This window comes from Algoriphagus sp. (genome assembly GCF_046296635.1).
Lineage (GTDB): Bacteria > Bacteroidota > Bacteroidia > Cytophagales > Cyclobacteriaceae > Algoriphagus.
The window spans coordinates 57,318-72,418 of record NZ_JBKBKZ010000012.1; the positions used below are offsets into that span (position 1 = coordinate 57,318).

Genomic DNA, 15,101 nt, shown 5'->3' on the forward strand with positions numbered 1-15,101 from the left:
TCAGTTTTCAGTCATTTTCCCAGAAATCAGGAACGATAGGAGATGCATAAAGGGTACAGTCTGCGCATCTTCGATCCACCGGAAAATATCCAATGATGGTGGTACCCTCCATCAGCTCCCGGCCAGGTAGTACGCCCCCACTTCCAAAGACCGCTTGATAAGCAGGAATTAATACTAGATCTTCCCCAATCACACAATTATTAAATTGTGGATCTCTATAACCCCATGGAGACACATCCGAAAGATTGATATAGATCCTTTTCTGCTTGATCACACCCATACTGATTTGACCTACCACGGGAGTTGCGGGATTATCCAGAGATCTAATATTACCTGTAATCTGAGAAGGTAGGGGACTGAAGATCGAACCGATATCTTCGGTGTTCCTTTTTAGAGTTTCCCAAAATTTTACTGCATCGGCATCTATCGCTTTTTGAGAGATCAGAATGCTATAGCGCTCTTGGATTCGCTCGTTTCCCGTAGGAATTTCAGTAATGGTCTTTCTAAAGACCACCTGATCCTGAAATCTGGAACTCGTCTCAAGGAGTATTCCGGGGTTTTGCTCACTTTTAAAACAAAGCGAAATCCGTTCTGCTTCGGTTCGGTTTCTGACATTTCTGATTGTTGAATCATAGATGTAGGCAGTTCGAATTCGTGGACGATAAATCCAAGTTTCCTCGAAAGTCCACAGGAAGTCATCGGCGGTTTCATTTCCTTTAGTATTGACATATACCTCTACCCTATTTTCATCTTTGACAAAACCTGCGTCAAGAATATCTGGGGTTACAATCGGTCTAATCGGTAAGGATTCAAAACGCTCACCGCCACGGAGTTCTATTAAAATTCGATAAGTAGCATTTTCTGGAATATTTTGTGAAAATAGATAAATCCCTGGTTCCCCCTCTGTTAAGGAATAGGCAGTACCATTTTCTGAAAACACAGTCACTCTAGCCCCAACTACCAAACTGGATGACGTAGAAGAGTTAAGCGGGACAGTCCGACTGATTTTAAGTTCACTTTCCAGACCTTCGGTATCGAGATACCCTTCCACTACCAATACCGAAGAAATTGTTTGGGGAATTTCAGGATCAAAAGGTTCCCTGCATGCCAAAAAACCCAAAAAGGTAACAGCCACCAAAGCTATATGTCGGAAGGTTATTTCTAATTGTTCTAGCTTCATGGCGCAATGGTGAATTTATTCTTTGACACTTGAATCCGTCCCGACTCATCTAAATATCTGATCCAAAGCACGAAATCTCCAGATAATATTGAGGACTGAATAGGTACATTCTCGGATTTTCCCCAAAACAATACAGATCGATAGTCCGGGAATTTACCATCTACTTTAGGTCTTCTGAACTGCGATTTGTCAAGTTCGATATTTGGTTGAAGACCCAAATAGTCAAAAAACCTCGCAGTTGGCTCCAAGGGGTATAGTCCAAAATTATTTTCAAAACTTGTAAAGCTTAGTACTCCGGGATAAACCCGTTCATTGAGATAAAACTCCCTGTTTAGTACCTCCAGTTTAGCAATAAATTTGGGATTAAAGGTTGAAAGCAAATCCGAATTAAACAAAGGCATAGCATCAATCAATATCAGCGGATTCGTTTCAAAAACCGATTTCACTGCTTCATTTACCAGCCTAAACTCCTTTCTTTTATCCTGACTCCGTACAAATACACTCGGGACATATTCTCTGATGACGGTTTCCACTGTTTCAAACCGAGTATAATCATCCAGAAAGTAGGTGTGGTCTGCAACAAAACCGGTGACTATTTCCAGCGAATCCATGGAATAGTTTTCCAAATAGTATGTTTCAATGACTGCTGCTTTTTGAAGCTGGCTCAGATAATCAAGATCGCTTGGAGGAATGGTAAGGGAAGGAAATTCAAATCCCTCCTTAAATTTAGTGGTGATGACAGGAGAAATGATTTCCAAACCCTCCATTTCTGCTCCATCCTCAAGTTGGATAATCAGCCGATCCCAATGGGAAAGTCCTCCTGCATCAAATAGAATCTGCCCACTTTCATCTGCCCTATCCGTGTAAAGTGCACTTTGCTTCCCGTGTAGGGAAAGAAAATAAGTCAATGTTGTATCGGCCTTAGGTACTTTGGATTCCAAGATATGTCCGAAAAGTTCCGGCAAAAGAGTGCGCTGCTCAATTGATGCATAAGTTTCTTGAGAACTTAACTGAATTTGCTCCCCATCCAGATAGCGATTGGAAATAGAAATACCTGAGGCTATAATTTGCTCCGTATTCGTGAAAGAAATTTGAAATGACTCAGCAGATTTAGGGTTTGAAGGACTTACCTGACCAAGGACTGCTGTTGATAGCCCTTGTTTAATTGGAGAATTTGAGCTTGTAAGCTTTGGTGGGATTTTGGGATTGATAACAGTTACAAATTGTTGGGCAATTCCTAGATCCAAATCCAAATAAGGGCTAATGCGGGTATAAACCCGTAGTAAGTATTGGTCTGAGGGGATACCATCGGAAATCAAAAGGTAATTTGCGGATTTGCCATCCTCCAAAGGAACTTTGGTATGAGACACAGAATTGGAAAAACGATCTACCAATTCTGCATAAAGTACCTGAGAAGGACTGGCACTTTGGCCAATTTTCACTTCCGCATCAAACCATATCTTTTCTCCCACTAGGTAGAGCGTTTTAGGAGTGCTGAATCGCACAGTCTCTTTAGGCAAATCGGTTTGCTGGGCAAATAATTGGGCAATCGAACTAAATAGGGTAAGACTAATGAACAGTAAGGCACAAAAAATATTTTGGCCTCTCAGCTTTTGGGATTTCATTTTGAAAATCATTTTACTCGGACCTAAAAGTATTTTGATATTCATCAGAACCTGAAATTATAAGTGATAAACGGAATCGGTTTTGCAAAGATGGATAGCTGATAACCCTGCAATTTTCCTCCCTCAGGAATGTAATACACGGAATAAGGATTTGCCCTACCTAAAATATTATAAACTCCAAGTGACCACGAAGCGTGGGCCAATTTGTTGACTTTATGATTTCCCTCCAGATTTACTGAAAAGTCCAATCTGAAGTAATCCGGAATTCTGATGGAATTTCGATCTCCAAAGTAAACTCGCTCTGAGCCTCCATATTCAAACTTTGCCACAGGCAGTGTCACGGGTCTACCCGTGCTATACTTCCCGGCCAAGGTGGTATTGAGTCTTCTGCTCAGCTCATAATTCATGACCACATTTGCATTATGCGGCTGGTCAAAATTACTCGGATACCACTCGGATCGATTGATTTGTTCCTTTCCTTCACTCGGATCGGTCTGAAGAAGCGATCGGCTATACGTGTATGCAATTGACCCATTAAGTTTTCCTGTGGATTTCAGAAGATAGAGTTCGAGACCGTAGGCTCTTCCTCTGGTTACCAAAACATCCTGCTCGATACGGTCATTTAATACGATTGAAGCGCCGGATCTGTAATCCAAGAGATTTTGCATCGTACGATAGTAAACTTCTGCAGAAAACTCGATCGTGTTATTTTTCAGGTTTTGGAAATAGCCCAACGCATATTGAATTCCTCTTTGCGGAGCAATGAAAGCATCACTCAGTTTCCAAGTGTCAGTCGGTGTGATCACTGAAGAATTACTCAAAAGGTGAATATTCTGACGCATGGTATTTAGGCCAGCTTTGATCGAGGACCAATTGGTCAGGGAATATCGGCCTGAAAGTCTAAATTCCGGGCCATGATAAGAGTTGACCAATTCGCCTGAATTGTAATTTTGCTCTCCAGTAATATTGCTTGGCAAATTGGGTTCTCCAGGAGCATAAACCGGTAAAGTCTGTGGGCCGAAGTAACCGTAAAGGTTATATCGCAGCCCTCCCGTCACTGTCAATTGATCATTCACTTCAAACTCATCTCCGAAAAAGAAGGAGGTTTCAAGTGCTCGTTCTGTGGCAAGAGTCTCAGGGATCACAATACTCTCAGCACCAAATGGAGCAATTTTCCCGGGATTCAGATCATACCAAATCGAATGAACTCCGTAGGAAAAGATGTGTCGATTTCCTTTTTCCTGACGGAATTGAGCTTTCAGAAATCGCTGTCGGATATCAAAATTATATCTGTAAGAATTTAACGGATTGTCTTCTCCCTGAACTTGAAAATCATAGGCATCTTGCCCGGCAGAAAACGTTGCCTCTACCCGATCATTGAAATAATGAGTCCAGGAGAGTGCGAAATTCTGATTGGAATAGCTGTAAACCGTATCGGGGTCAAATTGGAATTTATCTTCGCTATAATATCCAGTAAATCGGAGTGTGTTTTTTTCATTGAATTTATGCTCGATAGTTCCGTTGAAATCGGCAAAAAATGCACGACTCGCACCCAAATCAGCTCGATCTTCCAAGTAATCCAACAGCCAGTCCGAATAGGTCATTCTTGCTCCAACGATAAATGTGGTTTTACTCCCAATCGGACCATCCAAACTTAATCTACTTGTTAACGGACCAATTCCCCCTGATCCACCGATTTTATCAGTTCGGCCTAACTTGGGAGTGACTTGAAGGACAGATGATAATCTACCTCCCAAACTGGCCGGAATACCTGCTTTATACAATTCAACTCCTTGAATCATATCCGAATTGACTGAGGAGAAAAATCCAAACAAGTGGGAAGGATTGAACAAAGTATTTTGATCGAAAAGGATAAGATTTTGGTCAGCTGCCCCACCACGTACATTGAACCCAACACTCGCTTCACCTGCGGTGTTGACACCAGGCATGGTCAAGATTCCTTTTAAAATATCAACTTCCCCCATGACCGAAGGCAACTTTCTCATTTGCTGTACGGAAAGTGACTGGACTCCCATCTCAGGACGGGAGACATTAGTCAACCCACCAGAACGCACTACTACTTCACTGAGCGAGAAAATGCCTTCTCCAATACTCATATTCAACTCTCCATCACCTTGAAGGTCAATGAGCCGTTGCTCTGTGTATCCACCAATATTTTGGACTAAAATGGTCTGATTTCCTTTCAAAATCGAAAGTTCATATCGTCCTTCCTTATCAGTAATTGTCTGAGTTTGGCTTAGTTTTTCATACACGATAGCCCCGACTATTGGCTCTCCCTTTTCCAGACTGATGACTTGACCTCTAATTTTGGCAATTGAAGAGGATCCGCTTGGTACACCAATTATATACCTCCGATTTCTGACAAATTCGTCTTCTGCTCCAAGCGATGCCGTGGATTGAGTATCGGATGTTGAGGTAAAAAATGATTCCGGAAAATCCACAGTAAGCTTTTGTCCCTTGCTTATGTAAACTTCTCCGGTTTTGGAGATAGAAAATTTCAAATCAGTATTCTGAAATATCAGACTCAAGACATCTTCAAGTTTATCATTGTTGGCCTGAAGGTTTACGGTAAGTCCGTCAATGTCTGTTTCTTTGAAGTAGAATTTAAAAGAAGTCTCTTTCTCTGTGAGCTCCATAAATCGCACGAATGAAATTCCGGGGAAGAATCCCGTAATTCGATCAGTTGTTTGCTGCGCTACAGTTCGCAGGGAAAGAAGACATAGGATGCAGATTAATCCTTTGGTAAACATTCTCATGGATTACTTATTCTCAGAAGATTTAGTGACTAAAAATTGAAGAAATGTTTCGGGATTTTGATTGAAATTTAGGCCAGCAGTGCGGAGCTGTTTATTGATCTCCTTCCTATTCAATCCAAGAATTTCAATTGCCTGACTTTTTTTACTGACAGGGGAAAATTTTCCATCCTTCCACAGAAAAAAATCACTTTTATCTACAAAAACCGCATCAAACTGGGACATTTCTCGTAAAGCTTTAGTGGATTTATATCGTTTGACAAGTGCTATAAACTCCCCCTCTCCCAAAATTTCATAAATTCCGTTTTGATTGTGGAGATATCCTGAATTACCGGGAATAAACCGGAAACTAGCCCCATTAGAAAGTACAAAACGATCGATTTTCTCCGGTTTAATTAGGATCTTTTGGTTGAAAATGGGATGAAATGTCACCACCTGATCCAAGTAACTGTCATAGAGTAAGGGGACTTCTGGGTAAACGATACCATTGATACTAAGAGTGCCCTTCTCAAATTGTCGAGAAGCAAAATAAGGATTACCTTGGATGAGTCTTGAGGCCTCTGCATATTGACCTCCTGTGATCAATTCCTGGAAATAAGGAAGCTGTTCCTTGTACTCCGGAAGGTATGATAAATTATCGCCAACCACTTGTGAGAATCCATTGCTCACAAAACATGTCGCGATCAAAAGAAAAAATATTATTTTTTGCATGCCGTAAAATACGATTGAAAATCCTAACCGTTTAGATTTATTCAAAATATCTATGAATGGCATTCTGTTCTTATAGATGGAAACTTTAACCCATGACGCAAGCTATGACTACCCGAAGAAACCTATTAAAAACCTTGGCCTTAGCACCATTGGCAATTACCGCCACCCCGGTTTTTGGACATAACGCTAAAAAGAAAAAAAGCTCGTTCAAATTTTCCCTGAACACCAGTACGATCCGAGGTCAAAAACTCAGCCTTCCACAGATCATTGACCTCTGTGCAAAAACAGGATACGATGGTTTTGAGCCATGGATGATGGAGATTCAAGCGTACTTGGAAACTGGAAAGACCGTGGCTTCGCTGAAGAAGTTGGCATCTGATGCCGGTATCGAATTTTTTGACTGCATCGGGTTCCCTACTTGGATGGCGCAGGATGAGGAGAAAAGTAAGGCCGGTTTTGCGCAGATGGAAAAAGAAATGGGAATATTGGCTGACTTAGGTTGTCCGAGAGTTGCCGCACCTGCCATAGGAACAGAGGCACCAATAGATCTCCTGAAAGCTGGAGAGAAATACAAAAAGCTTTTGGAGCTTGGAAGAAAAACGGGGGTGATGCCACAGCTGGAGTTTTGGGGAGCTTTTCCTTCCTTCTACCACTTGGGTCAGGCCATGGCAGTCGCTGCTGCAGCTGATGACAAAGACGCCAAGATTCTTGCCGATGTCTATCACCTTTTCCGCGGAGGATCAGGCTTTGAGGGGATGAAAATGCTGGATGGACATGCGATTGATATCTTTCACATGAATGATTTTCCAATGGAGATCCCAAGAACAGAGCAGCAGGATAAGGACCGGGTTTTCCCGGGTGATGGCGGCGCACCCATGAAGGAACTTTCGGATACATTGAAGTCAAAAGGCAAACCCATTATCCTTTCCCTCGAACTCTTCAATCCAACTTATTACGCTATGGACGCAACCTATGTGGTGAAGACGGGATTGGAGAAGATGAAGCGGTTTTTTTGATTGCGCAAACCTTTCGGGTTTAGAAAACCTGGAAGGTTTTTATCTTTATCCTAAAAAATCTTCTTACCCCAATTTCTCAACACTATAATAAGACGCCTTTTCAAGGGTCAAAATTCGATCCTTTAGATCTTGATTAAGCATGTTAAATTTTAATTCAGAGATTTTATACTTCTTTAATTGAATTACAAAAATTCTTGAAATAAAAATCATTCCATAGACAACTGAATAACAATACAATTTTTCTCTCTCATATATTGAGTCTGATTTTGAATCATTAATCTGCATTATAGAAATAGCCTCACTGTGTGCATGGTTACTCATAATAAAATATGCATCTTTTATTCCAAAAACATTCCCAAACCCCATTTCATCCAATAAGGTTACCCAAGGTTTAAAAATCCGACTATCTCCTCTCTTTAAAAGCTCATTCTGTTGTTTAGATGTTATTTTTTGAAAATATGCACTCTTCTTTATTCTCTCTCTTAAAACTTCAATTTGCAATTTCTCTTCTAAATGTATTTCTTTTGCAGAATTAGAAATTGGTTCGATTTTTTGTCTGCCAATTAAACTTGACATTATCCAAACATCATATTTAAAGGATACTTCTTCCTCATTTATAGAGGAAATAAAAATATGATTGTATATCAACAGGTTTTCGAGGATTGCTCTTAAAAGAACATATAAAGAAGAAATATCCTTACATCTACCTTTTATATCTTTCCCCTTTATTTCAATTTCGGTCCCTTTAAATAAACCCATTAAAGCAATTAAATGAAGAATAAGCTTATTCACCAATGTCTCAGAATCTTTCCACCTTGAATTTAATTTAACTTTGGCATCAGCCAGAGATTGCTGTACAGAAACAAAGGAATAAAGCATTTCCTCATACCACTTAAGAAGGTCATCATACCTTTTATGTTGTAAGTCAAAAATTAACTGAGCACTTTTCTTATGAAATTCATTATCTTCTACCATTACCCAAAATAGTTAAACTCATCCACCAATAATCTATAAATCTCGGATTTCACTAATTTAGTCAAAGTAGAAATTTCCTGAAATAGCTCTCCTAAATCCGCACTATTGTGAATCATTGCATATTTTTTGATCTGAATCAAACCTGAATTTTTGGTCAAAAAGTCCGGATAATCAAAGTATTTGAAATAGGGTTCATCGTGGAGTCCCACATGTTCCAAGATTCCGCCTTTGCAATATTCATAATTCCAAACACGGTACAATTCCTTTATTTTATCCACCAATTTTATAGCTGCAGGAGGATCAGAGACTATTTCCCGGTCCAATGTGGTATTCCAGAAGGAATCAGGGTTATTTGTAGAGAGTGGATTATTCACAAAAACTTCTGGTGCACCCAAAACAGGATTATTTGCCTCAAACTTTGTCACTACACAACGATTCTCAGCCAGCACAAAAGCAAAACATAGGGAATACCAATATTCAGCCAATTCAGGCTTAATCTCTGGAGCCCAAATATTTAACTGATTTGCCCAAATTGGGTAATTATCCAAACATTTTGTAATAGCAAACCATGTCAGAGTTTTTTTGGCCGAATGCAAATCAAATGCACAATATGACCTGTTATCACTTGGTCCATTAAAGCATTTCGATTTGTTTTTATCTTTAAAAACTGAATCAAGTCTAAACCAAATTTTTTCGATAGGCAATGAAAACCGTGGATCTTCTGGTCTGTTTTTTACCCTCACTGGGGTACAATTATCCATAAATCCAATAAATCCAGAATCTTCTACTCCATAAGTCTTTTTATTAATCCTTCTTGGGTCATTAAGTGGCAATCCTCCATAAATTTTATTTGACTCTTTTTCCACCTTTGTAGGATCTCGCTTAAAATCAAAACTATTTTGATCAAGGGAGTTTTGAATTGAAGTTTTTAAAGAGAGCGGGACTTTTATTGCCTTCTGAACTATTTTTTCACAATTATCCACTACCTGTTCCTTGACATCATTCCAATTAAAATTCAAATCCACCTTTTTCAAGTGAGTCAAATCAAGAGTTGAAACTTGGTTCAATTTTTCACCAGGTTGATATTTCCAAACTGTAAAAGCAAGTGGCCATTTACCATCTAGTTTGAAAAACTCATTACTTGTCACAATAAACCCTGTTTCATACTTGAAACTAGCATCCCATTTTTCTCTAAAACCAACATAAGTTGGACGGGGAATCAACCAAGAAGTAGGGGTAAAAATAAAAACCAAAGGAAAATGGTCTGGATTCTTTTCATTTTGGATATTAGCCAGAAGTAAAATCTGTCCTAAAAATGCCAAGTAACGCTCCTTTCCGGCATCACTTCCTGTCAGCTCCAATATTGCTGGATCTACTTCATATTCAGCATCCTTATCAGAGCGGGTTTTGACATTTTCATCCGTGTTCTTGTATGGCGGATTGAGCAAGAAAGCCAAAGGCTTATTTAATTCCTTGTGATTTACTTTCAACTCTTTTTCCAGTCTTTCCAAATATTCGGCAGCAGAAATATCCAAGAAATTCAAGCCCTTATTGTCAGATGTTTTTGGGATAATCGTAAATCCCGTTTCCATGTGATAAGGATCGATTTTCATCCGCTTTTCTATCGTTCTCAGCAAATCAGGCTGCAGCTCTGAAACAATCTTATGCTTTAATCTCCCTCTCCAACTTGTCACCAAGTTCCCGGACCCTCCAGCAGGGTCAAAAACGATGTAGTTTTCTCCAAGATCTTCTTTAAAGTAATTTTGGACAAACCACATGGCAAACTTGCTGAGATTTCCATCCGTGAAGAAAATCCCATGTTGTTTGGCATACTCCGGGTCAAGAGCGGACAAAACCTCATCAAATCTGGAAAAATAATAATCTGCAGTAAGTCCAGACCCTTCATTGGTAAAGACATAATGATTTTCAATCAGGTTTTTGAAATCCTTTTTGAATCTTGCTCCTATGTGTAATGGTTCACTGCTTTTATGACCTCTAAAACCAACCACTTGAACTGTATTAGAATAATCATTCTCTGACATAGTTGCTGTAATATCCCAGTAATTAACCACTGTGTAAAAGGCATGTATAGCATCAATGGGATATTCAAACATAGACTTCATCAATTCAATAGTATGAATGAAGTTGTGAGTATTGATCTGAATACGTGAAGAATCTAAGTTTTTGAGAACTTTTAGAATCTCGAATGCTTCTGTGGTGAGATTTTTTGCTCCAGCAAACATATCCCCCTCCATAGATTTAGGATCAAGCCAGTATATAGCAGATTCCTTAATCAGGTTAAGTTGGGCCTTTTGAGTTTTTCTTGCATTGGTCACTCCCATTTGATTGGGCGATATTGATGCGTCAGCAGTGTTGATCAGGATTGCAGCAAACTCAGGTATTTTGTTTGTCTTCCAAATTCCAACAAATTCTTGTGCGATAACCATTACAGTATTATAGGCCAAACCAAATCTCTTGCTGTAATGAAAGGCTTGATAAAATCCTTTAGCCCAGTCGGAAAAGGAAGATTTGCTTTCAACAATTATTTGACCTGGGATATATATATCCGCCCCAAAAGCAGCTGATTCAGCTCTGAAACTATCTTTGAAAAGCTTCTTGAAGAGTGGAAAAAGCAATTGACGCTTCGCGTCTTCATTTTCATTACTTTTTAAATATTTCTTGAGATCCTCAAGTTCTAAACCGTATGATGGTGCTGCCACAGTTGAAAAATTAAATTCGTTGAAGCTCTAAGTTATTTAGTTTTAGGAATATTCAACAAGATAAAAAAAGAAACTTGGTTGAAAATTGAACCACAGCTGTTTGGAAAATATTAAAAATTCCATCCATTCGGGTTTGTCATCCTTAATCTTGATTTCATTTTCCGTGAAAAATGAGAAGCAAACCCTAATTAATGGCTGAATATTTAGATCGTAATCGAAAAATTACGCCTAATATTTAGATCGTAATCGAAAAATTAGGCCTAATTTTTCGATTAGAGTTGGAAATTACTCATATTTGTAAAAATAATTTGCAAAATGGTTGTCCGACAATTGAAAGATAAAATAATTAATTCCTGTTTTAAAGGGAAAGTAATTCTGATTATTGGTGCAAGGCAAGTTGGAAAAACTACACTTTTAAAAGAGGTTGTCAAGGAATTGACAGTTGATCACAGCTGGCTAAATGCAGATGAAGCTGATATTTTGGAAGCCTTAACCAATGCTGTGACAAGCACCCAATTGAGGCAGATTATTGGACAAAACAACCAACTTGTTGTAATTGACGAGGCTCAGCAAATCCCCGACATTGGAAAAAAACTAAAGCTTATTCACGACACATTTCCAGAAATTCAAATCATCGCCACAGGTTCCTCTTCTTTTGATTTGCAAAACAAAACCTCCGAGCCGCTGACAGGAAGAAAAATAACATTCCAACTTTTCCCTTTAAGTTTCAAAGAAATCGCAGAAAACTCAAGCTTGATTGAAGCTAAAAGACTCTTGGACAGCCGACTTATCTATGGTTTTTATCCTGATGTAGTGAAGAATCTTGGAAACGAAAAAAAGATACTTATTGAAATAGCGCAAAGCTATCTTTATAAAGACATTCTCCAGTTGGATTTTATAAGAAAACCAACACATGTCGAAAAGCTATTGCGGGCTTTAGCTTTTCAAATTGGAAGCGAAGTCAACTTTCATGAGCTCGCCCAAATCGTAGGAAATATTGACACAGGCACGGTAGAGAAATACCTAGACTTATTGGAAAAAGCTTTTGTGATATTCAAGCTTCCGGCCTTTAGCCGCAACCTTAGAAATGAAATAAAAAAGGGTAAAAAATATTATTTCTATGATACAGGAATTAGAAATGTCTTGATTAGCAATTTTTCGATCCCTGAAATGAGACAGGATAAGGGAGCCTTGTGGGAAAATTTTCTCATTTCCGAACGGATGAAGGATAATCACTATGGTGGTAGATTTGTCAATTCCTTTTTCTGGCGTACCCACGATAAGGCGGAAATTGACTATATCGAAGAGGAAGATGGAATTCTGAAGGCCTTTGAATTCAAATGGAAGGAGCAAAAAGTTAAATTCCCGCTATCATTTCTTGAAGCATATCCTGACAACGAAACCAATTTGATTAGTAAATCTAATTTTGAGGGTTTTATTGGGCTTTTGTAATTTTTCTCACCTAAACAAATCTGAACTCAGATACCGATCACCTCGATCACAGGTGATACAGACGATCAATCCATCCTCCAGTTCTTTGGAAAGCTCGATGGCAGCATGAAGTGCCCCACCGCTACTCATACCAGCTAGAATGCCTTCTTCTTTTGCCATTCTTCTGGTCATTTCTGTCGCCTGCTGCTGGCTGACATCGATGACTCTGTCTACCCGAGATGACTCATAGATCTCTGGCATAAATTCCGGTGACCACCTGCGGATGCCTGGGATACTTGATCCGTCCGTGGGCTGTGTCCCAATGATCTGAATATCCGGATTGACTTGTTTCAAAAATCGGGACACTCCCATAATTGTCCCTGTCGTACCCATCGCAGAGACAAAATGAGTGACTTTTCCTGCGGTATCTCTCCAGATCTCCGGGCCGGTGGTGTAGTAGTGAGCGAGGTAATTGTCTGAATTTCCAAACTGGTTCAGCATAAAGTACCCTTGATCATCCCTCATCTTTTCTGCCAAAACTCGAGAATATTCAATGGTTTGCGCGGCTGGAGTCAGGATCACTTTGGCTCCATAAGCTTCCATGGAAAGCACCCGCTCTTTGGTGGAATTATCCGGCATAATCAAGGTCATATCCAATCCAAGTACTTTTGCTACCATCGCCAAAGCAATTCCTGTGTTACCGCTGGTAGCCTCTACTAGCTTGTCTCCTTTTTTTATTTCTCCACGGTCCAAAGCTGATCGTATCATATTGTATGCAGCACGATCTTTCACACTTCCACCTGGATTCTGCCCTTCCATTTTGCAAAAAATCTTCACTTTAGGGTTTGTTGGAATAGCTTCCAACTCCACCAACGGCGTATTTCCGATTAGTTCAAAGAGTTTCATTAGTGTGTTTAAATATTATTGGCTGAATGGAAAGAAATAAAGAAATCCCATTTCTGCCAGTCTATTGGCCTAATTGGTCCAGATCATTTTTGAATACATACACATCAGTCACAGTACCTTCCTCGTGATGCATTTGAGTTTGGTAATAGACCTTGGAACCTGGAAGTACTGACTTGGTTAACCACACATTTCCTCCGATGACACTATTCTTACCGATTGTGGTTTTTCCTCCAAGAATGGTCGCACCAGCATAGATGACCACATTATCCTCAATGGTTGGATGACGTTTGACATCTGCATCCGCCTTGTCCACACTTAGGGCTCCAAGGGTTACGCCTTGGTAGATTTTGACATGGTTCCCGATAATTGTGGTTTCTCCAATCACAATACCAGTACCGTGGTCTATGCAAAAGTATTGACCGATTTTGGCACCGGGGTGAATATCAATTCCCGTTTTGCTGTGAGCAAATTCAGTAATCATTCGTGGAATCAATTTGATCCCTAATTCCAACAACAGGTGAGCAATTCGATAGGCTGCGATGGCATAGAATCCGGGATAACTTCTTAAAATCTCAGTCCTCGACTTCGCCGCCGGATCTCCGGAGAACATCGCATCAACGTCCTGATTGATCCAGTCAAATACCAATTCCAACTCTTTAAAAAAGCGCTTTGCAAGCTTCTCTCCATCACCTGAATGCAAGTGAATATTTCGGGTCAAGATACTAGCAAGTTGCGCTTGAAGATTTTCCAATTTGGATTTGACATCTTCTTCCTCACGGATATTTTGAACAGAGTATTCAGGGAAAAGTAATCCTAGCAAATCCTCAAAATACTGTTGGATAAGCCTCGGTGAAGGGCATTCAGAGCACTCTTGATGCGCCTTATGTATTTTTTTTATTAAAGAATCCATGCATTACGAAGGTGGAATTGTTACAGAACAAAACCAACCCGAATTACATAAGGTTCAAAGTAATAGGAATTTCGGTTGTCGTGGAGAACATTGTATAAAAATGTAAAATTCGCTCCTCCTCTTGGTCCAAATGGAGCAAAATAACCACCTCCTATAAATAGGGCATTGGTCCATGTCCTTCTGAAATCTTCTACGAAGAAATTATATGCATTCCAGTTGATAGACTCATATTCTACATGAGTAAAAATATTAGGTAAAATATTGTACCGGCCAAAAACCCTTCCTCCATAAGCGGTTCCCTGTGCGCCTTGCAGTCTATTGTCATTATAGTATTGATATGTGCCACCAATCCCGCCTGATAATCTTGGAGTGATCATAACACCCACTAATGGTGAAATGTCGATCAAGGTAACAGTTCCAAATTGAAGGCCAAAGTTACCGCCATAATACAATCTATCCTTAAAGGAGGTAGAATCTCCGTAAATTTCTCGCTGTCCGAAACTGAGGTTCGAAACCAAACAGAAACTTAAAAAAAGGAGGGTAAAAAAACTACTTTTCAACAACAACATAGAGATCTTCGGTTTGTTTTTTCATCAAATACCGTTCACGAGCAAACTTTTCCAAAAGTTCAGGATTGCTTAACAACTCTTCACGTTCAGCGGTTATTCTTTCCTTTTTCTCCAAATAAAACTCTTTTTGATCCTTTAGTTGATTCAATTTTTGACTTAGTCGAAAATGATTTACCAAGTTATTGGAGTCGATAAATGTGATCCAAAAAAGGAAGAGCAAAGTAGCCAAGACGTAAAAATTGCTGCTGTATTTGATTAGTTTGTTCATACTTGATTAGAATTCA

At 39.5% G+C, this 15,101-nt stretch carries 12 protein-coding genes; 2 read left to right on the forward strand and 10 right to left on the reverse strand.

What is annotated here, in order from left to right; all coding sequences use genetic code 11:
- Nucleotides 1–7: 7 nt before the first annotated feature.
- Genes ACK4HU_RS10710 through ACK4HU_RS10725 form a run of 4 tightly spaced genes read right to left on the reverse strand, consistent with a single transcriptional unit; the run spans nucleotide 8 to nucleotide 6,290 of the window.
- On the reverse strand, nucleotides 8–1,180 hold the full coding sequence (locus tag ACK4HU_RS10710) for a DUF4249 domain-containing protein (protein ID WP_409806614.1): 1,173 nt from the start codon (nucleotides 1,178–1,180) through the stop codon (nucleotides 8–10).
- Nucleotides 1,177–2,850 carry a hypothetical protein gene (locus ACK4HU_RS10715; RefSeq protein WP_409806616.1) on the reverse strand — a complete coding sequence of 558 codons (1,674 nt, stop codon included), beginning with the start codon at nucleotides 2,848–2,850 and terminating at the stop codon, nucleotides 1,177–1,179. The genes ACK4HU_RS10710 and ACK4HU_RS10715 overlap by 4 nt, the downstream gene beginning before the upstream one ends.
- Nucleotides 2,850–5,582, reverse strand: a complete 2,733-nt coding sequence (locus ACK4HU_RS10720) for a carboxypeptidase-like regulatory domain-containing protein (protein WP_409806618.1) — start codon at nucleotides 5,580–5,582, stop codon at nucleotides 2,850–2,852. The genes ACK4HU_RS10715 and ACK4HU_RS10720 overlap by 1 nt, the downstream gene beginning before the upstream one ends.
- A 3-nt stretch (nucleotides 5,583–5,585) precedes the next feature.
- Entirely contained in the window at nucleotides 5,586–6,290 is a 705-nt protein-coding gene (locus ACK4HU_RS10725; protein WP_409806620.1) for a hypothetical protein, read from the reverse strand.
- A gap of 92 nt (nucleotides 6,291–6,382) precedes the next feature.
- Between ACK4HU_RS10725 and ACK4HU_RS10730 the strand changes: the two genes are divergently transcribed.
- On the forward strand, nucleotides 6,383–7,306 hold the full coding sequence (locus ACK4HU_RS10730; protein WP_409806622.1) for a sugar phosphate isomerase/epimerase family protein: 924 nt from the start codon (nucleotides 6,383–6,385) through the stop codon (nucleotides 7,304–7,306).
- A 63-nt stretch (nucleotides 7,307–7,369) separates the two neighbouring features.
- Here ACK4HU_RS10730 and ACK4HU_RS10735 read toward each other — a convergent pair whose 3' ends face one another.
- Together ACK4HU_RS10735 and ACK4HU_RS10740 are read right to left on the reverse strand one after the other, a co-directional pair.
- On the reverse strand, nucleotides 7,370–8,281 hold the full coding sequence (locus ACK4HU_RS10735; protein WP_409806623.1) for a hypothetical protein: 912 nt from the start codon (nucleotides 8,279–8,281) through the stop codon (nucleotides 7,370–7,372).
- Nucleotides 8,281–11,001 (reverse strand): hypothetical protein, encoded by a 2,721-nt coding sequence (locus ACK4HU_RS10740; protein ID WP_409806625.1) that lies wholly within the window; start codon nucleotides 10,999–11,001, stop codon nucleotides 8,281–8,283. Before ACK4HU_RS10740 ends, ACK4HU_RS10735 begins: the two co-directional genes overlap by 1 nt.
- A gap of 315 nt (nucleotides 11,002–11,316) precedes the next feature.
- Here ACK4HU_RS10740 and ACK4HU_RS10745 point away from each other — a divergent pair, with 315 nt between their 5' ends.
- Entirely contained in the window at nucleotides 11,317–12,453 is a 1,137-nt protein-coding gene (locus ACK4HU_RS10745) for an ATP-binding protein (protein ID WP_409806627.1), read from the forward strand.
- 6 nt (nucleotides 12,454–12,459) lie between these two features.
- Here ACK4HU_RS10745 and cysM read toward each other — a convergent pair whose 3' ends face one another.
- From cysM to ACK4HU_RS10765, 4 genes are all read right to left on the reverse strand, one after another.
- On the reverse strand, nucleotides 12,460–13,338 hold the full coding sequence (cysM, locus tag ACK4HU_RS10750) for a cysteine synthase CysM (RefSeq protein ID WP_409806629.1): 879 nt from the start codon (nucleotides 13,336–13,338) through the stop codon (nucleotides 12,460–12,462).
- Nucleotides 13,339–13,399: 61 nt separating this feature from the next.
- Complete coding sequence (locus ACK4HU_RS10755; RefSeq protein WP_409806631.1) at nucleotides 13,400–14,248, reverse strand: serine O-acetyltransferase; 849 nt, start codon at nucleotides 14,246–14,248, stop codon at nucleotides 13,400–13,402.
- 20 nt (nucleotides 14,249–14,268) lie between these two features.
- Nucleotides 14,269–14,817 (reverse strand): hypothetical protein, encoded by a 549-nt coding sequence (locus ACK4HU_RS10760; protein WP_409806633.1) that lies wholly within the window; start codon nucleotides 14,815–14,817, stop codon nucleotides 14,269–14,271.
- On the reverse strand, nucleotides 14,798–15,085 hold the full coding sequence (locus ACK4HU_RS10765) for an FtsB family cell division protein (RefSeq protein ID WP_409806635.1): 288 nt from the start codon (nucleotides 15,083–15,085) through the stop codon (nucleotides 14,798–14,800). Before ACK4HU_RS10765 ends, ACK4HU_RS10760 begins: the two co-directional genes overlap by 20 nt.
- Nucleotides 15,086–15,101 lie beyond the last annotated feature (16 nt).